Source organism: Kitasatospora sp. NPDC051853 (genome assembly GCF_044452665.1).
Lineage (GTDB): Bacteria > Actinomycetota > Actinomycetes > Streptomycetales > Streptomycetaceae > Kitasatospora.
Map to the genome: position 1 here is coordinate 440,745 of NZ_JBITBY010000003.1, position 23,788 is coordinate 464,532.

General features: G+C 73.3%; 25 protein-coding genes and 4 tRNA genes. 14 read left to right on the forward strand and 15 right to left on the reverse strand.

The features are described 5' to 3' along the window. The first annotated feature begins 71 nt into the window (after positions 1 to 71). Both ACIA8O_RS10960 and ACIA8O_RS10965 read left to right on the forward strand, forming a co-directional pair. Complete coding sequence (locus ACIA8O_RS10960; protein WP_345290665.1) at positions 72 to 425, forward strand: hypothetical protein; 354 nt, start codon at positions 72 to 74, stop codon at positions 423 to 425. A 41-nt stretch (positions 426 to 466) separates the two neighbouring features. Then, positions 467 to 1,534, forward strand: coding sequence for a hypothetical protein (locus ACIA8O_RS10965; protein ID WP_396293351.1), 1,068 nt, complete (start codon positions 467 to 469; stop codon positions 1,532 to 1,534). Positions 1,535 to 1,660: 126 nt separating this feature from the next. Here ACIA8O_RS10965 and ACIA8O_RS10970 read toward each other — a convergent pair. The 4 genes from ACIA8O_RS10970 to ACIA8O_RS10985 form a co-directional block, all read right to left on the reverse strand. Continuing rightward, positions 1,661 to 1,734, reverse strand: a tRNA-Phe gene (locus tag ACIA8O_RS10970). Between the two features lie 27 nt (positions 1,735 to 1,761). Then, positions 1,762 to 1,835, reverse strand: a tRNA-Asp gene (locus ACIA8O_RS10975). A gap of 53 nt (positions 1,836 to 1,888) precedes the next feature. Continuing rightward, a tRNA-Glu gene (locus ACIA8O_RS10980) sits at positions 1,889 to 1,961 on the reverse strand. A gap of 106 nt (positions 1,962 to 2,067) precedes the next feature. After that, complete coding sequence (locus ACIA8O_RS10985; protein ID WP_396293597.1) at positions 2,068 to 2,409, reverse strand: metallopeptidase family protein; 342 nt, start codon at positions 2,407 to 2,409, stop codon at positions 2,068 to 2,070. Between the two features lie 104 nt (positions 2,410 to 2,513). Between ACIA8O_RS10985 and crcB (ACIA8O_RS10990) the strand changes: the two genes are divergently transcribed. The 5 genes from crcB (ACIA8O_RS10990) (at position 2,514) to ACIA8O_RS11010 (ending at position 7,513) form a co-directional block, all read left to right on the forward strand. Further along, entirely contained in the window at positions 2,514 to 2,942 is a 429-nt protein-coding gene (gene crcB, locus ACIA8O_RS10990) for a fluoride efflux transporter CrcB (protein WP_396293352.1), read from the forward strand. Further along, positions 2,939 to 3,292 carry a fluoride efflux transporter CrcB gene (crcB, locus tag ACIA8O_RS10995; protein WP_396293353.1) on the forward strand — a complete coding sequence of 118 codons (354 nt, stop codon included), beginning with the start codon at positions 2,939 to 2,941 and terminating at the stop codon, positions 3,290 to 3,292. The genes crcB (ACIA8O_RS10990) and crcB (ACIA8O_RS10995) overlap by 4 nt, the downstream gene beginning before the upstream one ends. Positions 3,293 to 3,515: 223 nt before the next feature. After that, positions 3,516 to 4,085: a hypothetical protein gene (locus tag ACIA8O_RS11000; protein ID WP_396293354.1), complete on the forward strand. Its 570-nt coding sequence runs from the start codon at positions 3,516 to 3,518 to the stop codon at positions 4,083 to 4,085. A gap of 197 nt (positions 4,086 to 4,282) precedes the next feature. Further along, positions 4,283 to 6,589: a DEAD/DEAH box helicase gene (locus ACIA8O_RS11005; protein ID WP_396293355.1), complete on the forward strand. Its 2,307-nt coding sequence runs from the start codon at positions 4,283 to 4,285 to the stop codon at positions 6,587 to 6,589. A gap of 102 nt (positions 6,590 to 6,691) precedes the next feature. Next, positions 6,692 to 7,513, forward strand: coding sequence for a TIGR02452 family protein (locus ACIA8O_RS11010; protein WP_396293356.1), 822 nt, complete (start codon positions 6,692 to 6,694; stop codon positions 7,511 to 7,513). Between the two features lie 57 nt (positions 7,514 to 7,570). On the opposite strand, the gene ACIA8O_RS11015 is transcribed toward ACIA8O_RS11010, so the two are convergent. The 4 genes from ACIA8O_RS11015 to ACIA8O_RS11030 all read right to left on the reverse strand — a co-directional run bounded on the left by ACIA8O_RS11015 (position 7,571) and on the right by ACIA8O_RS11030 (position 10,755). Continuing rightward, positions 7,571 to 7,891 carry a hypothetical protein gene (locus ACIA8O_RS11015; protein ID WP_396293357.1) on the reverse strand — a complete coding sequence of 107 codons (321 nt, stop codon included), beginning with the start codon at positions 7,889 to 7,891 and terminating at the stop codon, positions 7,571 to 7,573. 81 nt (positions 7,892 to 7,972) lie between these two features. Continuing rightward, positions 7,973 to 8,683, reverse strand: coding sequence for a tyrosine-protein phosphatase (locus tag ACIA8O_RS11020; protein ID WP_396293359.1), 711 nt, complete (start codon positions 8,681 to 8,683; stop codon positions 7,973 to 7,975). Between the two features lie 76 nt (positions 8,684 to 8,759). Beyond that, positions 8,760 to 9,512, reverse strand: a complete 753-nt coding sequence (locus tag ACIA8O_RS11025) for an SDR family oxidoreductase (protein ID WP_396293360.1) — start codon at positions 9,510 to 9,512, stop codon at positions 8,760 to 8,762. Between the two features lie 43 nt (positions 9,513 to 9,555). Next, a complete protein-coding gene (locus ACIA8O_RS11030; protein WP_396293361.1) occupies positions 9,556 to 10,755 on the reverse strand; it encodes a DNA glycosylase AlkZ-like family protein in 1,200 nt (399 codons plus the stop codon). Between the two features lie 126 nt (positions 10,756 to 10,881). Here ACIA8O_RS11030 and ACIA8O_RS11035 point away from each other — a divergent pair, with 126 nt between their 5' ends. Together ACIA8O_RS11035 and ACIA8O_RS11040 are read left to right on the forward strand one after the other, a co-directional pair. Beyond that, positions 10,882 to 11,595 carry a DNA polymerase beta superfamily protein gene (locus ACIA8O_RS11035; protein WP_396293598.1) on the forward strand — a complete coding sequence of 238 codons (714 nt, stop codon included), beginning with the start codon at positions 10,882 to 10,884 and terminating at the stop codon, positions 11,593 to 11,595. A gap of 123 nt (positions 11,596 to 11,718) precedes the next feature. After that, a tRNA-Lys gene (locus ACIA8O_RS11040) sits at positions 11,719 to 11,791 on the forward strand. 117 nt (positions 11,792 to 11,908) lie between these two features. On the opposite strand, the gene ACIA8O_RS11045 is transcribed toward ACIA8O_RS11040, so the two are convergent. The 5 genes from ACIA8O_RS11045 to ACIA8O_RS11065 all read right to left on the reverse strand — a co-directional run bounded on the left by ACIA8O_RS11045 (position 11,909) and on the right by ACIA8O_RS11065 (position 16,193). Further along, positions 11,909 to 12,667 carry a transporter substrate-binding domain-containing protein gene (locus ACIA8O_RS11045; RefSeq protein WP_396293362.1) on the reverse strand — a complete coding sequence of 253 codons (759 nt, stop codon included), beginning with the start codon at positions 12,665 to 12,667 and terminating at the stop codon, positions 11,909 to 11,911. A gap of 95 nt (positions 12,668 to 12,762) precedes the next feature. Beyond that, entirely contained in the window at positions 12,763 to 13,335 is a 573-nt protein-coding gene (locus ACIA8O_RS11050; RefSeq protein ID WP_396293363.1) for a hypothetical protein, read from the reverse strand. A 1-nt stretch (position 13,336) separates the two neighbouring features. After that, positions 13,337 to 13,696, reverse strand: a complete 360-nt coding sequence (locus ACIA8O_RS11055; RefSeq protein WP_396293364.1) for a hypothetical protein — start codon at positions 13,694 to 13,696, stop codon at positions 13,337 to 13,339. A 151-nt stretch (positions 13,697 to 13,847) separates the two neighbouring features. Next, positions 13,848 to 14,726 (reverse strand): helix-turn-helix domain-containing protein, encoded by an 879-nt coding sequence (locus tag ACIA8O_RS11060; RefSeq protein WP_396293365.1) that lies wholly within the window; start codon positions 14,724 to 14,726, stop codon positions 13,848 to 13,850. A gap of 252 nt (positions 14,727 to 14,978) precedes the next feature. Next, positions 14,979 to 16,193 (reverse strand): LuxR C-terminal-related transcriptional regulator, encoded by a 1,215-nt coding sequence (locus ACIA8O_RS11065; RefSeq protein ID WP_396293366.1) that lies wholly within the window; start codon positions 16,191 to 16,193, stop codon positions 14,979 to 14,981. A gap of 154 nt (positions 16,194 to 16,347) precedes the next feature. On the opposite strand from ACIA8O_RS11065, the gene ACIA8O_RS11070 reads away from it, so the two are divergent. The 5 genes from ACIA8O_RS11070 to ACIA8O_RS11090 all read left to right on the forward strand — a co-directional run bounded on the left by ACIA8O_RS11070 (position 16,348) and on the right by ACIA8O_RS11090 (position 21,416). Beyond that, positions 16,348 to 16,533, forward strand: coding sequence for a hypothetical protein (locus ACIA8O_RS11070; RefSeq protein ID WP_396293367.1), 186 nt, complete (start codon positions 16,348 to 16,350; stop codon positions 16,531 to 16,533). Between the two features lie 5 nt (positions 16,534 to 16,538). Continuing rightward, on the forward strand, positions 16,539 to 17,459 hold the full coding sequence (locus tag ACIA8O_RS11075; RefSeq protein WP_396293368.1) for an ABC transporter substrate-binding protein: 921 nt from the start codon (positions 16,539 to 16,541) through the stop codon (positions 17,457 to 17,459). Positions 17,460 to 17,529: 70 nt separating this feature from the next. After that, complete coding sequence (sbnA, locus tag ACIA8O_RS11080; RefSeq protein ID WP_396293369.1) at positions 17,530 to 18,501, forward strand: 2,3-diaminopropionate biosynthesis protein SbnA; 972 nt, start codon at positions 17,530 to 17,532, stop codon at positions 18,499 to 18,501. A gap of 72 nt (positions 18,502 to 18,573) precedes the next feature. Continuing rightward, positions 18,574 to 19,581 (forward strand): 2,3-diaminopropionate biosynthesis protein SbnB, encoded by a 1,008-nt coding sequence (sbnB, locus tag ACIA8O_RS11085; protein ID WP_396293371.1) that lies wholly within the window; start codon positions 18,574 to 18,576, stop codon positions 19,579 to 19,581. After that, positions 19,578 to 21,416: an FAD/NAD(P)-binding protein gene (locus ACIA8O_RS11090; RefSeq protein WP_396293372.1), complete on the forward strand. Its 1,839-nt coding sequence runs from the start codon at positions 19,578 to 19,580 to the stop codon at positions 21,414 to 21,416. The genes sbnB and ACIA8O_RS11090 overlap by 4 nt, the downstream gene beginning before the upstream one ends. 176 nt (positions 21,417 to 21,592) lie before the next feature. Here the strand turns inward: ACIA8O_RS11090 and ACIA8O_RS11095 are convergent, their stop codons facing one another. After that, a complete protein-coding gene (locus ACIA8O_RS11095; protein WP_396293373.1) occupies positions 21,593 to 22,228 on the reverse strand; it encodes a response regulator in 636 nt (211 codons plus the stop codon). Between the two features lie 20 nt (positions 22,229 to 22,248). Then, entirely contained in the window at positions 22,249 to 23,466 is a 1,218-nt protein-coding gene (locus tag ACIA8O_RS11100) for a sensor histidine kinase (protein ID WP_396293374.1), read from the reverse strand. Between the last annotated feature and the right edge of the window lie 322 nt (positions 23,467 to 23,788).

Sequence of the window (23,788 nt, forward strand, 5' to 3'; positions counted from 1 at the left end):
AGGGCGGTCCGATAGCCTTTTGACGGATTGTCATCCTTTTCTTTTCGACGTGAGGTTCCGGGGGAGCGGCTTTGAACTTCTTCAGTGCGGCATGGGACGACGCCGTGGGTCTGGTGACCTCGGGCGCCAAGCTGGTCAAGGACATCGTGATGGCCCCGGCCGAGATCGCCCGGTGGGCGCTCGGCGAGATGTTCGGCGGCGGCGAGGACGAACTGAACCAGATCGCCGCCGAACTGGCCGAGCTGGGCAAGGAGTTCGACAAGCTCGGCAAGGACGTCAACACCGCCCTCGGCCACCTGACCTGGCACGGCCCGGCGGCCGACGCCTTCGTCAACCACGCCCAGGGCCGGGTCCGCGAGATCTCCGGCGTGGCCGACGAGCTCGAAGGACTGAGCCAGGCGGTCAAGCGGCTCGCCAGCTTCTGACCGACAGCGCATTCACCAGGACGACAAGGGGTACGGGGACCATGGCCGGTGAGCAGTTCGGCGTCCAGTTGCAGGAGCTCGGCAGGATCCAGAAGGACTGGCAGGAGACCAGTCGGAGGATGGCGGAGCTCCAGGCGAAGCTCGGGAAGATCCAGTCCACCCTGGCCAAGGCGGTCGCCGTCGACCTGTCGGTCAGCCCGCTGGCCGGCATAGCCGGCTTCGCCATCGCGTACGACGTGCTGAGTGACGCGAAGGAGGTGGAGAAGCGGGCTCGGCACCTGATGGAGACCAAGGAGAAGCTCAGCCAGGGCATCGCCCAGGACGCCGAGAAGATCAAGTCGGTCATCAAGGAGTACACCGAAGCGGAGCGGAAGGTGCACGACGAGATGAAGGACAAGGAGAAGCAGCAACCCCCCGCCCCCACCGAGATAGCCGGCAACGGCAATGGCAAGGGCAGCGGGAACGGCGGTGGCGGCGGCCACGGCAGCGGCGGTGGCGGGGGCCACGGGACCGGTGGCGGGGACGGCGGCGGTGGCGGCAGCACCCGCCCCGACGGCAACGGCGACCACAGCAAGTACAAGGACCACACCACCGGGGACAAGAACGTCCGCTACATCAACGGTGACAGCTGGGAGGACTGGGCCCGCGGCAAGGACTCCTACGGCAAGCACCCGCACAACGGCGAGGGCAAGGGCGCCCTGGTCCGCCCCCAGATGGACGGCCTCTCGGACGAGCGGCACGACATCCTGGAGCGCGCCATGAAGCGCGTCGACATGAAGCTCGGCTACAGCCAGGGCGCCATCACCGACCACTACCGGGTCGACTGCTCCGGCTTCGTCAGCGCCGCCTGGGGTCTCGACCCCGGCTCCTACGGCGGGCTCAACACCACCGCCCTGATGGACCCGAGCGTCTCGGAGAAGATCTCCAAGAACGACCTCAAGCCGGGCGACGCCCTGATCAACGACGGCCACACCATCCTCTTCGGCGGCTGGGTGGACGAGTCCCACACCAAGTACATCGCGATCGAGAACGCCAGCCGCTCCGGCACCGTCTCGCGGGTGGCCACCATGGGGACCGAGTACGGCTTCTACCGCCGCAAGGACCTCTGACGCACCCTCAGCGCCCCCGGCACGCCGGCCGGGGCCCTGCGGGGCCCCGGGTCGGAGCGGGGTGACGGGGCGCCAGGAGCCGGGAAACAGAAGAGCCCCGAAGCTTCCGCTTCGGGGCTCACGCTGTGGCCAGGGCCGGGGTCGAACCGGCGACCTTCCGCTTTTCAGGCGGACGCTCGTACCAACTGAGCTACCTGGCCGTACTGCACCGTCCCTCGCGGGACGAGCGATCCTGACGGGACTTGAACCCGCGACCTCCACCTTGACAGGGTGGCGAGCTAACCAACTGCTCCACAGGACCTTGGTCGGACTTGCGTCCGGTCTTGCTGCACTGACTGTACTACGGGTACTGCGTGCCCCCAACGGGATTCGAACCCGTGCTACCGCCTTGAAAGGGCGACGTCCTGGGCCACTAGACGATGAGGGCTTGCGGCCCGTCCGGGTGACTCGCACCGGTCGGGGACGTGAGAAGCATATGGGATGCCGGTCGGGAACGCCAAAACGGTTACGGCGGAGGTGGGCGGGTCGCGGGCTCAGGACCAGCCGAGTTCGTGCAGCTCGTGGTCGTCGAAGCCGAAGTGGTGGGCCACTTCGTGGATCACGGTGGTGCGGACCTCGGCCACCATCTCCTCCCGGGTGTCGCACATCCGGAGGGTCGGGCCCATGTAGACGATGATCCGGTCGGGCAGCACCCCGGCGTACCACTCGCCGCGTTCGGTCAGCGGCGTGCCCTCGTAGAGCCCGAGCAGGTCGGGGTCGGAGGGGTCGGGCTCGTCCTCGACGAAGACCGCGACGTTGTCCATCATCGCCGCGAGCTGCGGCGGGATCTGGTCCAGGGCATCGGCGACCAGCGTCTCGAACTCGTCCCGGGTCATGTCCACCGGTCCATTGTCGGGCGTGGGGTGACGGTGTGCCAGATCATCGGCGACGGTGGTTCGCCGGACGGTCGGCGTGTCGGTGCTTCACTGGGGTGGTGCGGGTGAGGGCGGAGCGGCGGGAGTGGCGGCAGGGCGAGGGCCCGGTCGTCCTGGTGGTCGCGCTCGGCGGGGTGCTCGGGGCGCTGGCGCGGTACGGGGCCGGGCTGCTCCGGCCGGCGGCGGCCGGGGCCTTCCCCTGGTCCACCTGGGCGGTCAACGTGCTGGGCTGCGCCGCGATGGGCGTGCTGATGGTGCTGGTCACCGAGGTGCGGCAGCCGCACCGGCTGGTCCGGCCGTTCCTCGGCACCGGGGTGCTCGGCGGCTTCACCACCTTCTCCGCCTACGCGCTGGACGTGCACCGGCTGGCCGACGGCGGCCGGCTGCCGCTCGCGGCGGCGTACGCGGCGGCCACCCTGCTGGGGGCGCTGGCGGCGGTGTGGGCGGCGGCCGCGGTGACCAGGCGGCTGGCGGGGCGGGGGAGGGCGGGGTGAACTGGCTGCTGGTGGCGGCGGGCGCGCTGGCCGGCGCCCCGCTGCGGTACCTGACGGACCGTACGCTGCGGGCCCGCTACGGGGCGGCGCTGCCCTGGGGCACCTTCGCGGTGAACGTGGCCGGCTCGCTGCTGCTCGGGCTGGTGGCCGGGGTCTGCGGCGCCCGGGGGCAGTTGCTGCTCGGCACCGGGTTCTGCGGGGCGCTCACCACGTACTCGACCTTCTCCTGGGAGACGCTGCGGCTGGCCGAGGCCGGGCCCCGGCGGGCGGCGCTGCTGAACGCGCTCGGCACGGTGGCGGCCGGGCTGGCGGCGGTCTGGGCCGGGGCGGCGCTGGCCGGGGCGTTCTGACCCGGCGCCCGGGCGTCCGTCCCGTACGGGCGTTCGTCCGGTGCGGGGGCGGCGGCGGCCTTGGCGCACGGGTGTTCTGACGGTCGGTCGGATGCCGGTGCCCTGGTGGGGCGTTCGGGGGACGCCCGTGTCCTGGCCGACCGGTGCGCGTTGGTCACCGCAGGTGGACCGGGCGCGGCGGGTGCCGCGTCGGCGCGTGCCGCCGAGCAGGGGAGGTGCCCAGGTGACGGCGGATCAGATGGCGGGCCAGGGTGCGCGGATGGCACGGGTGGTCCGGGCGGCCCGGGCCGGGGCGGTGCTGGCGCTGGCCGGGGTGGGCATGGCCGGCTGCATGTCGGTCGGCGGCTCGCCCTCCTCGGACGCGCAGGTGAGCGGCCGTCCGGTCGGCCAGACCGGCGCGCCGGGGAAGGGCACGGGCGGGACGCACGCCCCCGGGAAGACGGTGACCGGCCAGCGGGTGGAGCGTGCGGGGGGCGCGAGCGCCTCGGCGCAGGCCGGAGCGCCCGGGGCCACGCCCGGCGCGGAGGTGCCCGGGGCCGGCCAGCCGGCGCCCGTGCCGGTGATGGTGGGAAGCGCCCCGGCCAGCCCCGGCGACCCGGTCGCCTCGGCCTCCCCCTCGCCGTCCAGGGGCTCGGGCGGCGAGCACGGTCAGCCCAGTCCCTCGCCCACGGCCGCCGCCTCCCCGACCCCGGAACCCACCTCCAGCCCCACCCCGCCGGCCGCCTCGCCGACCCCGGACCCCACCCCGATCGACCCCGGAACCACTGCCCCGAGTGCCAGTCCGGCTGGCTGATAACGGCCTGGCCAGCAGGTTTGCCTTTGATCCGGAGGTTCCCGTATGGTGGTAGATCGTTAGTTTGATCCATTTGATTGGCGCCCTACTCCCATCTGGCGCCCTTGGCGCGTTCCGGCGATCCGTGGCTGACCGCATAGAGGCGGTTGTGAACAGAACCCCGGACTTTGGCGCGTGCCACTTCCGGAAGGTTTTGCATGTCTCTCGTTGACGACGACCGCTTCAGCATGCCCGCGAACGGTTCGGACGCCGCCGACACCGCCTCCCTCGAGACCGAGGTCGAGGCCACCGACTCCATCGACACCCCCGAGGCCGTCGAGACCGAGGCCACCGAGGCCGAGGCCGCCGAGCCCACCCTCACCTTCGGTGACCTGGGTCTGCCGGACGACGTCGTCCGGGCGCTCGCCAAGCGCGGCGTCACCACCCCGTTCCCGATCCAGGCCGCCACCATCCCGGACGCGCTGGCCGGCAAGGACGTCCTCGGTCGTGGCCGCACCGGCTCCGGCAAGACCCTGAGCTTCGGCCTCCCGCTGCTGACCCGCCTGGCGGACGGCGAGCGCACCAAGCCCAAGCACCCGCGCGGCCTGATCCTGGTCCCGACCCGTGAGCTGGCCATGCAGGTCGCCGACGCCCTGGAGCCGTTCGGCTCGGTGCTCGGCCTCAAGCTCAAGGTCGTCTGCGGCGGCACCTCGATGTCGAACCAGATCTACGCGCTGGAGCGCGGCGTCGACGTGCTGGTGGCCACCCCCGGCCGTCTGCGCGACCTGATCAACCGCAACTCCGCCAAGCTCGACGACGTCCAGGTCGCGGTGCTCGACGAGGCCGACCAGATGGCCGACATGGGCTTCCTGCCCGAGGTCACCGAGATCCTCGACCAGGTGCCGGCCGGCGGCCAGCGCCTGCTGTTCTCCGCCACCCTGGAGAACGAGATCGACACCCTGGTCAAGCGCTACCTGAACAGCCCGGTCACCCACGAGGTCGACCCCTCGGCCGGCGCGGTCACCACCATGACCCACCACATCCTCGTGGTGAAGCCCAAGGACAAGGCGCCGATCACCAACGCGATCGCCGCCCGCAAGGGCCGCACCATCATCTTCGTCCGCACCCAGATGGGCGCCGACCGCGTCGCCGAGCAGCTCATCGAGGCCGGCGTGAAGGCCGACGCGCTGCACGGCGGGATGACCCAGGGCGCCCGTACCCGCGTCCTCGGCGACTTCAAGGACGGCTACGTCAACGTGGTCGTCGCCACCGACGTCGCCGCCCGCGGCATCCACGTCGACGGCATCGACCTGGTCCTCAACGTGGACCCGGCCGGTGACCACAAGGACTACCTGCACCGCTCCGGCCGCACCGCCCGTGCCGGCCGCTCCGGCACCGTCGTCACCCTGGTGCTCCCGCACCAGCGCCGCGGCGTCTTCCGCCTGATGGAGGACGCGGGCGTCGACGCCTCGCGCCACATCCTCGACCACGCCTTCGACGCCGAGGTGGCCCGGATCACCGGTGCCCGCTCGCTGGTCGAGGTGCAGGCCGAGTCGGCCTCCGGCATCGCCGGTGCCGCCGAGCGCGAGGTCGCCGAGATGACCCGTCAGCTGGAGCGCGCGCAGCGCCGCGCCACCGAGCTGCGCGAGGAGGCCGACCGCCTGGCCGCCCGTGCGGCGCGCGAGCGGGCCGAGCTGGGCATCGAGGACGAGCCGGCCGCCGAGGCCGACGCCGAGGCGCCGGAGGGCGCGGCCGTCGAGACCGCCGCCCCGGTGGCCGCCGAGGCCGCCGCCGAGCGGACCCCGTCGTACCGCGAGGCGCGCAACGAGCGTCCGTCCTTCGGCGACCGTGACCGGGACCGCGACCGCGGCTTCGGCCGGGACCGTGACGACCGTGGTGGCCGTTCCTTCGGCGGCGACCGCGACCGTGCCCCGCGCACCGGCGGTTTCAACCGTGACGACCGTGGCGGCCGTTCCTTCGGTGGCGACCGTGACCGCGGCTTCGGCCGGGACCGTGACGACCGTGGTGGCCGTTCCTTCGGTGGCGACCGTGACAACCGTTCGGGCGGCTTCAACCGTGACGACCGTGGCGGCCGTTCCTTCGGTGGCGACCGCGACCGTGCCCCGCGCACCGGTGGCTTCAACCGTGACGAGCGTTCCGGTGGCTTCAACCGCGACCGTGACAACCGTTCGGGCGGCTTCAACCGTGACGACCGTGGTGGCCGTTCCTTCGGTGGCGACCGCGACAACCGCTCGGGCGGCTTCAACCGCGACGACCGCGGCGGCCGCTCCTTCGGTGGCGACCGTCCGTCCTTCGGTGACCGCGACAACCGTGGCGGCGGCAGCCGTCCGTTCGCCCGCCGCGACGACCACCGCTCCGGTGGCCGTCCGCAGGGTGGCTTCAACCGTGACGACCGTGGCGGCCGTTCCTTCGGCGGCGACCGCGACCGCGGCTTCAACCGCGACCGCGACAACCGCTCGGGCAGCTTCAACGGCGGCGACCGCAAGCCGCGTTGGAAGAGCTGACGCTCCGTAGGTTCCCGACGGGCCCGTTCCACTCCGGTGGGGCGGGCCCGTCCGCGTTTATCCGGGTGACGGGGGGTCGGACGTCCCCTAGCGTCGGGCGGTATGAGTAGCAGACTGCACCAAGTCGCCGTCGTGAACGAGGAGATCGCCGCAGCGGGCGAGTACCGGCTGCCCGGGAGCGGGCAGGGCGTCGGGATCGGGGAGGCGCTCGCGGCCGCGCGGGCCGGCACCGTCTCGTACGGGCCGGAACAGGACTTCGACGGGGAGGGGTCGTTCACCGGGGCGGTGGAGGTGACCGCCGAGGGCAGCATGGCCGCCGCCGAGCGGCTCTCCGTGCCGGGCGGCGGCGGCCCGGTGGCGGTGCTCAACTTCGCCTCGGCCCGCAACCCCGGCGGCGGCTACCTGCGCGGCGCCCGCGCCCAGGAGGAGGACCTCTGCCGGTCCGCCCTGCTCTACCACTGCCTGCTGGCCGCCCCCGACTACTACGAGGCGCACCGGGCCTCCACCGACCTGCGCTACAGCCACCGGGTGATCTGGTCGCCGGACGTGCCGGTGATCCGGGACGGGCACGGCGCCCTGCGCGCCCGGCCGTACACCGTCTCCTTCCTCACCTCACCCGCCCCCAACGCCGGCCAGCTGGCGCGGCGGGCGGAGGGGGCGGGGCAGAAGGTGGACGTGCGGGAGGTGCTGGTGGAGCGGGCCCGGCGGGTGCTCGGGGTCGCGGCGGCGCACGGGGTGCGGGAGCTGGTGCTCGGCGCCTGGGGCTGCGGCGTCTTCGCCAACGACCCGGCCGAGGTCGCCGAGGCCTTCGACCAGGCCCTGGCCACCCACGGCGCCCCCTTCACCCGGGTGGTCTTCGCCGTCTGGGACCGTACCCCGGTCTCCGCCAACCGCGCCGCCTTCGAGGCCCGCTTCGCCTCCTGACGTTCCTTCAGCGGCAACCGGCTCCCAGCGGCTCCTGGCAGCCGCTCCGGTACGTGCTCAGCGGCGCCCGGCCGCCGCCCCGGCCACGGTCGAGGCGGCGGCCACCACCCCGGTCACCGCGAACACCGACGGCCAGGCCCCGATCCTCTTCGCCAGCGGGTGCGAGCCGCCGAAGGCCGCCACGTACAGCCCCGTCAGCCCGGCCGCCACCGCCGCCCCCGACTGCCGCTTCCACCCCACCGCCGCAGCCGCCCCGGCCGCCGCCAGCACCGCCCCGCCCAGCTCCCGCCGTCCGCTCCACCGGGCCGCCCCGTAGCCGCCGATCAGACCGGCCGCCGCGACCGCCGTGCTGGCCGTACCGGTGGGGAAGTTCGCCATGCCGCTCAACTCCTGGGTGCTGGAAGGGTGCTACGCCGTTCCCAACGTCCGGGGGCCGGGCGGGGTGCCCGGCCGTCCGGGTCAGGCGCGCAGCAGGGCGCCGACGGTGGTGATCTCGGCGGGGGTGACGCCGTGGGATTCGAGGTAGGCGGGGAGGGAGCCGTGGGTGGTGCGGAGGTGGTCGAGGGCGAGGTGGAGGAGTTCGGGGGCGACGGGGAGGGAGCGGTGGCGGGTGCCGTGCTCGTCGTAGTAGTAGACGGGCTCGTCGGTGTCGAGGCCGAGGTGGGGGTTGGAGCGGACGAAGTCCTCGAGGATGTCGGCTTCGGAGAGGCCGGCCAGGGACTGGAGGACGGCGATGGTGAGGCCGGTGCGGTCCTTGCCGACGGCGCAGTGCACGAGGGTGGGGCCGGATTCGGCGGCGGCGAAGTGGCGGACGGTGGCGGCGATGGAGGGGCCGCCGAGTTCGGCCATCGCCCGGTAGGTGGCCTCCATGGTCTTCGGCCAGGTGAAGGCGGAGTCCTGGTCGGGGAGGAGGGGGTGGTGGAGGTCCTCCAGGTCGAGGTGGTGGTGGAGGTCGGGCCAGGCGGCGCGCTCGGCGGTGGTGCGCAGGTCGATGACGGTGCGGATGCCGAGCCGTTCGAGCTGGCGGGCGCCCTCGGGGGTGAGGGTGTTGAGGGAGGCGGAGCGGTAGAGCAGGCCGGGGCGCAGGCCGGCGATGCCTGCGTCGCGGAAGTTGCGGACGTCGGAGACGGTGAGGGCGGGCGGGGCGGCGTCGAACTCACGAGCGGTCATGAGTCGTACGGTAGCGGCCGGGTGGCACCTGGTAGCGGTGCTATCCGGGTGGCGGTGGTGGTGGCGGGGACGGGGCTCAGCGGCCGCCGGCCACGTCGATGAAGGCGCCCGTGACGTACGAGGCGACGGGGGAGAGCAGGTACAGGATGGTCTCGGCGACCTCCTCGGGCTGACCGCCCCGGCGCATGGGGAGCTGGGGGCCGACCCGGTCGACCCGGCGGGGTTCGCCGCCGAGGGCGTGGATCTCGGTGTGGATCAGGCCGGGGCGGACGGCGTTGACCCGGATGCCCTCGGCGGCGACCTCCAGGGAGAGGCCGGTGGTCATGGTGTCCAGGGCGCCCTTGGAGGCGGCGTAGTCGACGTACTCGTTGGGCGAGCCGATCCGGGAGGCGGCGGAGGAGACGTTGACGATGGCGCCGCCCTTGCCGCCGTGGCGGGTGGACATCCGGCGGACGGCGGCGCCGGCGCAGAGGAACGGGCCGGTGATGTTGGCGGTCCAGATCCGGGCCAGGCGCTCCTCGTCCAGGTCCTCCAGGCGGCACTGCTTCTCGAGGGTGCCGGCGTTGTTGACCAGGGAGGTGAGGGTGCCGAGCTCGCGGTCCACGGTGTCGAAGAGCCGCTCGACCTCGGCGGTGCGGGTGACGTCGGCCCGGACCGCCAGCGCGGTGCCGCCGCTGGCGGTGATCCGCTCGACCACGGAGGCCGCGGAGGCCTCGTCGGAGCGGTAGTTGACGCAGACCCGGTAGCCGCGTTCGGCGGCCAGCAGGGCGGTGGCGGCGCCGATGCCACGGCCGGCGCCGGTGATCAGGATCACGTTCTCGTCGCTCATGGGGCGACGGTAGTCCACGGGGCGGGTACGGAGCACCGGCGGGTCAGCCGGTGGACGCGGCGGCGCGGAGGGCGGCGATCCTCGGGGCGCGGCTCTTGGGGGAGTCCAGGCCGAACCCCCGGGCGTCGCCGAGCTGTTCGCGGATGAACCGTTCGGTGCGGTCGACCGCCTCGCGCAGCGGCTCGTCGGCGGGGACGAAGAGCTGGTGGACGATCTCCTCCCGCTCCGGGTCGTACTCCCAGAGGCCGACGATCCGGCCCCGGTCGAGGACGAGGTGGCTCTGCGGGTCGGCCTCGGTGCCGAAGCCGCGGCCGTCCTTGGCGGTGGGGGAGGGGCGGGCGGCGTCGGCCGGGTCGAGCAGCCGGGGGAGGTCGCGGTGCAGCAGGTGGATGCCGTCGATCCCGGCGAGCAGGGTGGGGTACGGGTCGGCCGGGACGGCGAACTCCCGGAACTCCTCGGCGAGTTCGGTGGGGAGGAGGAGGTCGGTGCCGGGCAGCGGGGTGAGGTCGAGCGGGGCCAGCGCGGCCTTGGCGGTGGCGGCGGTGAAGCCGGAGAACCAGCGGAAGTGCTTCACCGAGGCCGGGGCGGCCCAGGAGAAGTACCGTTCGGCCAGTTCGGCGGCCGAGCCGACCACCGGTTGGTCCCAGGCCGCGTAGGCGTAACGCTGTTGGTCCAGGCGGCCGTTGAGCGGCACCCGGCGGATCAGTCCGCGCGCCTGGAGCAGGCCCAGGGCCAGCGGGAGGGTGGTGGACTGGCCGCGCTTCCGCCCCGCCTCGCCCAGGCTCCGGGAGGCGTCGCCGACCCCGGAGCGGATCGCCGACGGCTCCGACGGACCTTCCCGGGTGAGGAGTTGGGAGATCGCCAGGCAGAGCTTCTCGATCTCGTGCCTGGTCACGCCCAGGTGCTTCTCGGCCGCCGCCAGCTCGCCCTCCGGGGCGCCCGCGCCGGCGGCCAGGCCGAGCGCGAAGTCGGCGGCGGGCAGCAGGTAGGCGCAGCCCCGGGCGGAGGGCAGCTCGTGCACCTCCAGCGCGGCGACCGCCCCGTCGACCGCCTCCCGGCCCAGCCCCGCCCGGGCGAACAGGCCCAGGTACGGGGCCGCGCCGCCGACCGAGCGGGCCCAGCCGGTGGCCGTCAGCACCTCGGCGGGCGTGGCTCCGGTGTGCGCCCCGTCCAGCCACTGCCGGTGGGCCCACCAGGCGCGGAGCTTCTCGATCGGGACGGGCGCGGGCTCGGGGTTCGCCATGGGGTCAGTATCGGCGCGAGGTGCGGCGACGGCGCGGAGCGGCCGCCCGGGCGGGTCGTGGCGGGACGGCCGGTACGGACGGTCGGCCGGATAACCGTTCGACTCGACGGGCCGGCCGCCCCCAGACTGAACGGGTCCCGCGAACCCGCCGCCGAGGAGGCGACACCCGTGAACGTCCTGCTCTCCGGCATCGTCGGTTCCACCGCGTACGGCCTGGCGCACGCCGGCTCCGACCTCGACCGGCTCGGCCTGTTCGCCGCGCCCACCGAGGAGTTCCACGGCCTGCACCGCCCCGCCGAGTCGCACGTCACCACCACGCCCGACCGCACCCTGCATGAGGCCGCCAAGTGGTGCCGCCTCGCGCTCGGCGGCAATCCGACCGCCTCCGAGCTGGTCTGGCTGCCCGAGGAGCTCCACGAGGTGCGCACGCCCCTCGGCGAGGAGCTGATCGGCATCCGCACCTCCTTCCTCAGCGCCCGGGCGGTCCGCAACTCCTACCTCGGCTACGCCACCCAGCAGTTCCGGAAACTGACCACCCGTGACCCCTCCGACACGGCCTCCCGCGCCCGGGCCGCCAAGCACGCCCGCCACCTGATCCGCCTGGTCCGCCAGGGCGTCACCCTGCACGAGACCGGCCACCTGGAGATCCGCCTCCCCGACCCGGACGCCGTCCGCGCCCGGGCCGAGCGGATCGCCGACGATGCCTCGCTGGCCACCACCCTGCTCTCCGACGCCGAGGACCGCTTCTCCCGCCCCGGCGTCCTCCCCGAGGCACCCGACGAGGCGCCGGCCGAGGCCTGGCTCCGCCGCGTCCGCGCCGCCCACCTCACCCCCGCCTGACCACCCCCGCCTGACGGACCACCAGCGCGAACCGCCCGGAGGCAAACGGGTGGCCGCCGCCGAGGGATCACCGGGTAGGATCACCGTGGCAGCGCCCAGGCACCACGGTGGCGCAGGCCGAACGGGCCGCTAGCTCAATTGGCAGAGCTGCGGACTTTTAATCCGTAGGTTCAGGGTTCGAACCCCTGGCGGCCCACCCGACAAGGATCCAGCTCAACGACGTTGAGCTGGATCCTGTCATTCCGGCGGGAGTCAGGCGTCCTCGGCCCGGATTCTCGCGGCCTCGTGCTCTCGAGCCCCACCGGTGCACCGGTCAACCGGCCTTGTCGACGCAGGAGAAGCGTGTGATGTCCAGCCGGTGTGGACGGAAGCGTTCGGGGTCCTCGATGTCGGGCATGACGGACTGCAGGTCGCGGGTCCAGTCGCTGCCGGGCACGTAGTCCTCGAAGAAGTCCCTGATCCGCCGACAGTCCTCCGTACGGTCCTTGCGGATGCCCACCCCGTAGTAGTTCTTCGCGCCGATGGTCACCTTCGGAACGACCTTCAGCCCGGGGTCGCGCTGGGCCAGTCCGTACAGCAGCAGCTGGTCGGTGGATACCGCGAAGGCCCGGCCGGCCATCAGTTCCACCCGGCACTGCTCCACGTCCGACATCTCCATCACCTTGATGAACCCGCCGCTCGCCAGGATCTTGAGCTCCTCCAGGGAGGTGGTACCGGTCCAACTGCAGACGGTCTTGTCCTTGAACGCTTCGAGGTTGTCGATCCCGCCGTTCTCCGCCCGGACCATGAAGCCCTGCCGGGTGACCGCGTACGGTCCGACGAAGTGGACCACGTCCATGCGGGCCGGTGTGATCGAGTAGGTGGCGACCACCAGGTCGTCGGCCCCGCTGACGAGCACCTGCTCCCGGTCCGCCGAGGCCACGTCGTTGAAGAAGGGTGCCGACCCGAGCGCCTTGGTGATCCGGTTCGCGATCTGGACGTCGAAGCCCTCCCAATTGTGATCGGTGTTCAGCATGCTGGTGCCCGGCTGGTTGTTCTTGGTCCCCACGTGGACGACCTTCTGCTCGAACATTGACTCCTGCTGCTCCGAGCAGCCGCTCAGTGCCAACAGCCCCACCAGCGCACCGGCAAGGAGCAGCCTGCCTTTCCCCCGCACCGCATCCCCCTCTAGTCGTTGGTGAGGACCATCCGCGCGACACCTACGTCGATGTGGCACCCCGGGCCGCCCTTCACCGTCAGCAGCAGGCGGGGCCGGTCGCTGACGGCGAGCGGGATGACCACCGGCTTGCCGTTCAGCGCGGTGGCGACCTCCTTCGTCGTCAGTGCGGTCTCCGGTACCGCCGTCCCGTCGTCCGACCGGATGGCCACGGAGGCGTCCGGCAGGCAGAGTTGACTCTTCGGACGGCCCTCGGCCAGTGCCAGGGTGAGCCGGAGGTGACTGCGCTTCGGCGGCCCGTCCAGCCGGAGCGTGAGCACCCCGTCGACCGGTGTCGGACGATCGCCTTCGAGCCGCGCGAGTGAGGTGACGTCGAGATCCCGGTTGGCTTCCCACCAGATCCGGCCGCCCCAGACGGCGGTGGCCAGGAGCAGGAGTACGGCCAGCCCGACCAGCAGCCTGTTCCAGTGCACCGACATCCTGACGGAGTCGAAATGCAGGTGGACCGTGCCCTCGTTGACGTCTATGCCGGCGCCTTGGGTGATGCCGAACTCGTTCCTCGGACCGGGGGCTCCCAGGGTCAACTCAGGTGCCCTGGGAGAAGTTCAGCGTGACCTGGCCGTGGTTGGTGCCCACCGCCATGCCCTGTCCGACGTTGAACACGTTCCCGCCCCGCATCAGCGCTTCCAACCGCCCCAGCAGGGCCGGGTCCGCCAGCAAGGCCTGCCGGACGGCCTCCCTGACCAGTTCGTGGGCCTCCGGCGACAGGGAGGCCGACGAGGCAGGTACGACCTCGCCGGACCTCGCCCCGAACAGCCGCTCCAGCAGGCGCCGTCCCAGGTCGGCGCTGGTCCGGGTGACCGCCTCGCCGGCCCCCGCCAGGACCGGCCCCGCCACGGCGAGCAGGGCCGGCATCGCCGCTTCCACCGTCTGTGCCACGTCCATCGTGTTCCCCCTAGATCACGATCGCTCGAATCGAGCCGGTACGGCGTGCAGGTGTGATCCGGCCGGCCCCCGATCCCGGCACGGCACCCGCCCCCGCGCCCGAAGGTAGCGGGGTGCGGCCGTGTTCGGATTGGACGAATGTGACCTCGGATCAGAGGTCGAGGGCTTCGTCGACCGGGCGGGCGGCGGTCGCCATCCGGCCGGGGGTGAGGCCGGCCAGCGCGCGGAACTCCCGGGTGAGGTGGGCCTGGTCGTAGTAGCCGCAGTCGGTGGCGAGTGCGGCGAGATCAACCGGCCCGTGAGCGAGCAGGTCGGCGGCGCGGCGGAACCGGAGCACCCGGGCCGAGGTCTTCGGGGTGAGTCCGACCTGCTCGGTGAACCGGCGCACCAGGTGGCCGCGGCTCCAACCGACCTCCTCGGCGAGCCGGGCGACGGGGAGCGTCCCGGCCGAGCGGGCGAGCAGGTGCCAGGCGTGTGCGACCTCGGCCGCCGGCTCCGGGCCGTGTTCGAGCCGCGGCAGCAGCACGGCGTCGAGCAGGTCGAACCTGGCGGCCCAGCCAGGAGTGGCTGCCAGGCGCTCCACCAGCAGGCCGGCCGCAGGGCCCAGGACGTCGACCAGCTCGACCGCGAGGTTGGTCAACTCCCGCATGGGCAGGGCGAGCAGCCGGTAGGCACCGAGCGGGGTGAACTCCAGGCGGATCACCTCCTGCAGGCCACCCGCATGGGCGCAGCACGCGGGCCGGTCCTCCATGCCGACCACCATCGAACCGATCCGCCCGGTACCCGGATCCGGCGCCCCGAGGCGGCGGACCTGGCTGAACGGCTCGGCCAGGTTGACGCTCACGGTGACGCGGCCGGTCGGCACCATCCGGACCCGGTAGGGCGGGGCGTGGTGGGAGTAGCCGGTACGGCCGCGCAGGTAGCGCCGTAGTCCGGGGTGCAGGGGGCGGGTGATCCGTCGCAGGTCACCGATCCGGGAGACGGTGACCCCCCGGTCTGCTCCGCCGCGGTGTCCGAACACGCGGTCCACGAGACAACTCCTTCGCCCAGGGCGCGCCGGGCGGGGCTCCGCCGGGCGCGGTGGACCGCCGCCGTCGGCCCCGCTCGTGCCCACGATAGGCAGCGCGGGGCGGCGCTTCACAGGAGTACGGATGTTGGCAAGTCCATTGGTGCTCAAGGATGTTGATCCTGCATCGCCCTGCCCGTCCTGCCAGGCTTCGGGCAGGGCCTCGGGGCGTCCCGGAGTGGCGGTGGGTGCCTGGTTCGGGGTGGCTCGCGACGGTCAGGTGGTGGTGCGGGCCGGGGTGGTCTGGTCGAGCCAGCCGAGTTGGGTGGCGATGACGCCGGCTTGGAAGCGGCTGTCGGCGCCGAGGCGTTGGGTGATCTCGGCGACCAGGCGGCGGATGGTGCGTTCGGAGACGGCGAGGCGGCGGGCCATGGATTCGTCGGTGAGGCCGGAGGCGAGCATGCGGAGGATCTCGTGGTGGCGCTCGGTGAGGTCGGGGTCGGGGGCGGCGGGGCCGGTGTGGGTGGGGGCGAAGTCGGCGGAGAGGGACCAGCAGTGCTCGAAGAGCTGGCGGAAGACGGCGACGAGTTGTTCGCCGTGGACCACCAGGGCGGCGATCTCGTCGGGGACGGCGGGGGCGGGGAGCACGGCGAGGGAGCCGTCGACCAGGATCATCCGCATGGGGAGGGTCTGCGCGGTGCGCACCCGGGCCCCGGCCCAGGAGAGTTCGGCGAGGTAGCCGTGCAGGGCGGGGGTGGCGGCGGAGGAGCCGAGGTGGACGGAGCGGATGGTGACGCCGCGTTCGAGGAGGAGCTTGTCGCGGGAGAGGCCGGCTTCCAGCATTTCGCGGGCCACCGGGGGGCCGGGGTGGAGGGAGAGGAAGTCGGAGCGGGCGCGTCGGACGACGTCCTCCAGCATGGCGGTGACCCGGGCCGGGCCGATCACCAATTCGGTTGCTGCGCCGGACAGTTGGTCGGCGTGCAGTGGGTGGAAGTCGGTGAGCAGCCGGGCCAGGGTGTGCCGGGCGGCGGCGGCCTCGGCCAGCCGGGTGCTGACGCGCCGCTCCTCGTCGGCCAGCAGGCGGCTGATCGCGCTGGTCGGTGAGAGCGTGGTCCAGCCGCTGGGCGTGGTCGCGGCGGGGGCCAACAGGCCCATGGTGTCGAGGAGTTCGATGGCCCGGATGAAGCGGTCGTCGTCCCAGCCGAGCCGGGCCCGGGCCGGGGACGGGTCCCACTCCGGGTCGGCCAGCGCGCGGCGGTAGAGCTCGCGGGCGTCGGCCAGGGTGGTGCTGTCCTCGGCCAGGGCCGCGGTCAGCGTGCCGTAGTCCTCGGCGAGCGAGGGGTGCGGGGCGGGCGGGGCGTGCAAGGCGTGCGAGGTGAGTGGGGTGTGCGGGGTGAGTGGCTGGTCGGCGCCGGTGGGCCGCCCGTCCCGCTCGGCCGTCCGGCGCTGGTGGGGCGGGGTCGCCGCCTTCTGAGCGCTCTGCTGGATCACCCGAGTAAGTGTCCGCGACCGGCCGTGGCCTGTACAGGAAAGGCGTACGTACTGTTCCAAGTCGCCGAGGCGGGTGACCATGGACGTACCGGCCGGCGCACGGCGCTGAACAGGCCGGATTCCCTGACGAATGGTCCGACGAGGAGGCGTAGTCATGCGGCGATCTGACCTACTGGGTGGCGTTCTCGGTCAGAAGTCCGGTGGGGCGCGGGAGTTCGGCGGGCGCGGTGTGTCCGGTGCCGGACGTCTGCGGATCCTGACCGGTCTGCTGCTGAGTGCCGTCCTGCTGGCCGGGGTGCAGCTGGCGCAGCCGGTGCAGTCCTCGGCGATCTGGGGATAGCCCCGATGGAGTTCGCGAGAGCGGGCGGCGCGGCGGGCGGTCCCCGGATCGCCCTGGTGCTGCCGGCCACCGGCCCCCGGGCCGCCTGGGGGCGGACGCTGCGGGCGGTGGCCAGGGGCGGCACCGGGCCGGCGATCGAGTGGGTGCTGCACGACGAGTCGGCGGCACTGGACGGGGCCCGCCGGGTGGCCCGCAAGGTGGTGGAGAGCGGCGGGTACCGGGCCGTGGTCGGCCACCTGGGCAGCCGGGGCGCTGCTGCCGCGCTGCCGCTCTACCGGGCGGCGGGGCTGCCCTGTCTGCTGCCGGTGACGGCGCTGCCGACCGGTCCCGGACACCCGGGCGGTGGGAGCGGCGGGACCGGCGGGCAGCCGCTGGCGCTGAGTTGGGCGCCGGACGAGGCCGGTCAGGCCAAGGCCCTGCTGGCGGCGCTGGACTCGCTGGGCGCCACCGGGGTCGGGGTGCTGACCGACGGCAGTGCGTACGGCTACCGGCTCGGGGTCCACCTGCTGGGCGCCGACGAGCCCGGCCGGCCGGTCCGTACGGTCGGCCCGGTGGGGCCGGTGCCGTCCTCGCTGCACACGGTGGTGGTGGCCGCCCGGTTCCACAGGGCGGCCGAACTGGCAAGAGGGCTCAGGGAGTCCGGGTACACCGGGCAGCTGGCCTTTCCCGACGACTGTGAACTGGCGGAGTTCGCCCGGCTGGCCGGAACGGCCGCGACCGGGGCGCTGCTCTGCCGCCCGGCCGGTGGCCGGGCGCCGAGGGTCCGGGCCGCGCTGGCCGCGCTGGCCGGTGCCCTGACCGACCGCCCCGGGGTGACCGGGGTCGAACTGGCCGCAGCGGTGCGGGAGCGCTCGGCGCTGCTGCTGGACACCGGCGGTGCGCCGGTCGCGGACAGCTGGCAGGTCGTCAGGATGACGGGCTGCTGAGCAGGCTGCGGCCGCCAACTCCCTTCCCGCACCTGTCCGAACCCCACTTTCCCTACCGACAGGTTCCGCGATGTTATTTCGGCATGCCCACGAGATCGTGCTCGACGACCTGTTCCTGGACCTCGGCGGCTTCGTCCCCGGGGTGGACCTGACCCTGAAGATCGAGGGCCTGAACCCGGCCGGTTCGATCAAACTCAAAGCCGCGGTGGGCCTGTTGGAGGATGCCGAGGCCCGCGGGGTGCTCCGCCCCGGGGGCCGGGTGATCGAGTCCTCCTCCGGCAACCTCGGGATCGCGCTGGCCTCCGTCTGCGCGGCCCGCGGGTACGCGTTCACCTGCGTGATCGACCCCAACACCTCCGTCCAGTCGATCGGGTTGATGCGGGCCTTCGGCGCCGAGGTCGCGATGGTCGACCGCCGGGACGCCAACGGCGGCTTCCTGCAGTCCCGGATCGACCACATCCAGGAGCGGCTCCGGGAGGACCCGGAGCTGGTCTGGCCGAACCAGTACGCCAACCCGGCCAACCCGGCCGCCCACCGGGAGCGCACCGCCGCCGCGATCGGCAAGCAGTTCCTCGACGTGGACGTGCTGTTCGTCGGGGCCGGCACCACCGGCACCCTGATGGGCTGCGTGGAGTGGTTCCGGGCGAACTCGCCCCGGACCAGGATCATCGCGGTCGACACCGAGGGCTCGGTCACCTTCGGCCGCCCGGCCGGCCGCCGCCACATCCCCGGTCTGGGCACCAGCCGCCGCCCGGAGATCCTGCGCCCGGAGGGCGTGGACGAGGTGGTGATGGTGCCGGAGGCCGAGGCCGTCCGGATGTGCCGCCGGCTGGCCGCCGAACGGGGCCTGGCGATGGGCGGCTCCACCGGCTCGGTGCTCGCCGCGGTCGACCGCAAGCGGCTCGAACTCCCGTCCGGCGCCACGGTGGTGGCGATCGGGCCGGATCTCGGCGAGCGCTACCTCAACACCGTCTACGACGACCTCTGGGTGGCCGAGCGGTTCGGCGACGTCCTGGAGACCGCCGCCCCGGCGCACCACTGAAGCTTCCGCACGATTCCCCCCGCCCGACCCTTCCCCACCTTCCCCAGTGCCCGAGTGGCAAGGAGCAGCAGCGTGTTCGAGTTCAGCGTGATCGGCGGCAAGGCCGCCAGGGAGATCATCGGCCGGAGCCGGCCCCGGATCGTCGAGCAGGTCCGGGAGACCTACCTGACCCACGAGGCCGGTCAGTCGGTCAACCCGGACAGCTACTTCCTGCGCTTCCCCGAGAAGCCGGACGCCCGGATCATCGCCCTGCCCGCCTACCTCGGCGGTGGCCAGGACGTGGCCGGCATCAAGTGGATCAGCAGCTTCCCGGCCAACATCGAGCAGGGCGTCCCCCGTGCCTCGGCGGCCCTGCTGCTCAACGACTACGCCACCGGCTACCCGTACGCGGTGCTGGAGGCCTCCCAGATCAGCGCGGCCCGCACCGCGGCCTCGGCGGTGCTGGCGGCCGAGGTGCTCTCCGGCGGCCGCCGGGCCGAGCGGGTGGTCGTGGTCGGCGCGGGCATCATCGCCCGGAACATCCTGGAGTTCTTCCGGTCCCAGGAGTGGGAGTTCGGCACCGTCCAGGTGCACGACCGGCTCCCGCAGTACGGCGAGGCCCTGGTGGAGCACACGGCCCAGGAGCTGGGCTGGGCGGCGGAGTTCGCCCCCGAGCTGGCCCCGGTGCTCAAGGGCGCCGACCTGGTGGTCTTCGCCACCACGGCGGGCGAGCCGTACGTGACCGAGCCGGACAGTTTCGCCCCCGGCCAGCTGGTGCTGAACATCTCGCTGCGCGACATCGCCCCCGAGCTGATCCTCGGCTCCTACAACGTGCTGGACGACGTCGAGCACTGCATGAAGGCCAACACCTCCCCGCACCTGGCCGAACAGCTGGTCGGCAACCGGGACTTCGTCACCGGGACGCTGGCTCAGGTGATCAACGGCGACGCCGTCGTCGGCGACGACAAGCCGGTGGTCTTCTCGCCCTTCGGCCTCGGGGTGCTGGACCTCGCGGTCGGCAGGTTCGTGCACCAGGAGGCCCAGAAGTCCGGCCAGGCGGTCGAGATCGCCGACTTCTTCGGGGAGACCAAGCGGTGGTGACCACGGACGCGACGACGGAGACCAGGATCGGCGTCATCGGGCTCGGATCGCGCGGGCTCGGGGTGCTGGAGCGCATCATCACCCGTGCCTCGCAGGAGAGTTGGGGAGAGCGGCCGGTCCGGATCGAGCTGGTGGACCCGGTCGGCGACGGCAGCGGACTGCACGACCCGGAGCAGCCGGACTACCTGCTGCTCAACACCGTGGCCGCCCAGGTCTCGCACTTCCCGGAGGAGGCCACCGTCGGTGACGCGGTGGTGGACCGCGGCACCGACCTGTACACCTGGGTGACCGGCCGCAGCCTGCGGCTGGCCGAGGACGGTTTCACCCTCGGCGCCTTCGGCCGTCCGGTCGCCCCGGACGACTACCTGCCCCGGCGGATCCTCGGCGAGTACCTGGCCTGGTGCCTGCGCCGGACCCTGGCCCGGGCCCCACGGCACGTCTCGGTGGAGCTGCACCGGGCCACCGCGATCGCGGTCAACGAAGCCCCGGACGGCGGGCGTTCGATCACCCTGGACGACGGCCGCCGGGTCGAGGTGGACCACGTCTTCCTGACCACCGGTCACACCCCGCCCTCCGAGCCGGCCCCCGTCCCGGGCAGCGAGCGCCACCTGCGGGAGATCTACCCGCTGCCCAGCCAGCTGGCCAGGATCGAGCCCGGCCAGACGGTCGCGCTCGGCGGCACCGGCCTGTCCGCGATGGACGCGCTGGCCGCGCTCACCGTCGGCCGGGGCGGCGAGCACGTGCCCGGCCCCGACGGCCGCCGCTGCTACCTGCCGAGCGGCCGCGAGCCGCGCATCCTGCTCTACTCCCGCACCGGGCTGCCGTTCCGGGCCCGGCCGGAGAACAACCGGCGCGGCGGCTACCAGCCGATCGCCTTCAGCCGGCAGGCCATCGACCAACTGCGGCTCTCCCGTCAGGAGTTGGACCTGCGCGAGCAGGTCGAGCCGCTGATCCTGACCGAGATGCGGATCGCCTTCCACCGCCGCACCGCCGCGCTGCACGGTGGCGAGGAACTGGAGACGGTGGTCGAGCGGGCGCTCCGCGATGCCCACGCGGCCGGCCGGATCGGTGCCGAGCTGGACCGGCTCGACGGCGAGCAGGGCGAGTTCGACCCGGTCGAGCTGCTGCACCCGCCGGTCGGCGGCACCGAGGACCGCGAGGACTACCAGAGCTGGTACCTGGACCGGATCGCCCAGGACCTGGCGCAGGCCCGGCTCGGCCTGGCCGGCAGCCCGGTGAAGGCCGCACTGGAGGTGCTCCGCGACCTGCGCGACGTGATCCGCTACGCGGTGGACTTCGGCGGGCTGGACGAGAAGTCCCACGAGGAGTTCTACGGCTCCTACACCGGGGTGCTCAACCGCAACGTCACCGGGCCCCAACTCGACCGGCACGCAGAGCTGTTGGCGCTGGTGGAGGCCGGGATCGTGAAGATCCCGTTCGGCCCGGCGCCGAGCGTGGAGTGGGACGGCGTGGGCTGGGTGGTCTCCTCCACCGAGCTGGCCACCCCGCACCAGGAGTGGGTCGACTGGCTCTGCCTGGCCACCTCCGGCCAGCCCGACGTGGAGCGCACCGCCAGCCCGCTGCTGCGCCAGCTCCGCGACAGCGGCCGGATCCGGCGGCACCGTCCGTCCTCGCCGAGCAGCCGCGGCGTGGACGTCACCCGGGGCAACCAGCCGATCGGCGCCGACGGCACGGTGGACGAGCGGCTCTGGGTGCTCGGCCCGCTCTGCGAGGGCGCCACCTTCTACAACCACTACGTGCCCTCGCCCGGCGGCCCGAACCGGGCGCTCGCCGACGCCCACCGCTGCGTGGGGGACCTGTTCGACCGCCTCTGAGGCGGCTGGTGGCAATGTTTTCGGGGGCGCGGGGAACTGCGCGCTGCGGAAGGTGTGGACCCGTGTGCCGGGGACGGACGCTCACTTGCGAGTGGGTCTCCGTACCCGGCACACGGGTCGCTTTCTTCCGTTTCGCGCAGTTCCCCGCGCCCCTGCTCCGTCCTCCGGACGGACGCTCAGCGGAGCAGGCGGCGCTCCTTGGCGACCGCGACCGCGCCCGAGCGGGTGTCCACGCCGAGCTTGTCGTAGATCCGGCCCAGGTGGGTCTTCACGGTGGCCTCGCTGATGAACAGGGCGCGGGCGATCTCCCGGTTGCCCAGGCCCTGGGCCAGCTGGGCGAGGATCTCCTGCTCCCGGTCGGTGAGTTGGGGGACGGGCGTGCGCAGCTGGGCCATCACCCGGGAGGCCACCGGGGGCGAGAGCGTGGTCCGGCCCTCGGCGGCGGCGTGGATCGCCGCGAACAGCTCCTCCGGGCGCTCCGCCTTGAGCAGGTAGCCCGTGGCCCCGGCGGCGATCGCCCGGTTGATGTCGGCGTCGGTGTCGTAGGTGGTGAGCACCAGCACGTACGGCGCCCCCGGCCGCCCGGCGATCCGGCTGGTGGCCTCCACCCCGTCGATCCCGTCGCCCAGTTGGAGGTCCATCAGCACCACCTGGGGCGCCAGCTTCGCCGCCAGTGCGATGGCCTCCTCGCCGCTGCCGGCCGCGCCCACCACCTCGATGTCGGGGGCACTGCCCAGCAGGGCCAGCAGTCCGGCCCGGACCACCGCGTGGTCGTCGCAGACCAGCAGGCGGACGGGGGTGGTCGCGGTCATGGGTCCTCCGGTCGTCGTCGTCACTGGTCGTCCGTGGGGCCTTCGAGCGGGCCTTCGAGCGGGATGGCCGCCGTGATCACGGTGCCCTCACCGGGGGTGGACTCGACGGTCAGGGTGCCGCCCAGCTGGCGGACCCGGGCCCGCATCGCGGGCAGGCCGTGGCCCCGGGACGGGTCGGCGTCCGAGTCCGGCGGGGCGGGCGGCAGGCCGCGGCCGTCGTCGCCGATGTCCAGCACCACCTGGTCGCCGAGGTAGGAGAGGGTGAGTGCGGCGGTCCGGGCACCGGAGTGCTCGCGGACGTTGGCCAGGGCGCCCTGGGCGATCCGCAGCAGCGCGCTGCGGACGGCGTCCGGCAGCGGGGCCGGGGCGCCCTCCAGGTGGCAACGGACCGTCAGACCGCTCTCCGCCGCCTCCCGGTCGGCGAGCGTGCGCAGCGCCCGGTCCAGGCCGACGCCGCCCGCCAGGTCGGCCGGGGTCAGGTCGCGGACGAAGCGGCGGGCCTCGGCGAGGCTGCGGGCCGCGATCGAGGTGGCGGTGTGCACGTGGGTGCGGGCGGTGGCCGGGTCGCTGTCCCACACCCGGTCGGCCGCCTGGAGCAGCATCTGCTGGCTGGACAGGCCCTGGGCCAGGGTGTCGTGGATCTCGATCGCCAGCCGCTGACGCTCCGCCAGGACGCCCTCGCGGCGGTTGGTGTCGGCCAGGGCGCGGCGGGTGGAGACCAGGTCGGCGATCAGGGCGCGCTGGCGTTCGGCCTGGCGCTCCATCTGGAGGAAGACCACGGTGGCCAGGCCCGCCACGGCGGGCGGGGCCAGCAGGACCACCGGGTCGATCCCGACGGTGAGCTTGTTCTCGGCGTACATCACCAGGCCGGTCAGCACCGCCACCAGGGGGACGGCGGCCTTGGCCGGCAGGGTGCGGAGCGCCGTGTAGATCAGCGGGACCGCGCACCAGGCGAAGCTCGGGGCCAGCAGCACCAGGACGGTCCACAGGCCGGCCACCAGGGCGAGGCGGGCGATCCGGAGGACGCGGCCGCCGCGGAGGCCCTTGGTCCAGGGCAGCTCGGGCAGCTGGGCCAGGGCCAGGGCGACGCTCAGCCCGATCACCCAGCCGGCCCGGCCGCTGTCGCCGTGCCGCAGCAGGTACCGCGTGAGCGAGGCCACGAGCAGCAACAGGAACGCGCCGTACATCACCACCGTCAACCGGTTGCCGCTGCGCTCCGCGCCACTCGTCTCGCTCACCTTTCCATCCTCACCCGAGTCGGGGGAGGGAGAGGTCAACCGATCGGCTGATGGGGGTCGCCTGCGGCGGGCTGGGGGTGGGCGTTGGGGGTGGGGTGACCGGGGGAGAGAGAGGTCCACCGCTCGGCTGGTGGGGGTCGCTTGCAGCGGGCTTGGGGTGGGCCGACAGGGGTGGGGTGACCGGGGGAGAGAGGAGGTCAACCGGTCGGCTGGTGGGGTTGCCTGCGGCGGGCTGGGGGTGGGGTGACCGGAGGGGGAGGCTGGTGGGCCGGCGTGGGGGCACCCTGCGGTGGGCTCGGGGCGGGGTGACGGGAAGGGGAGG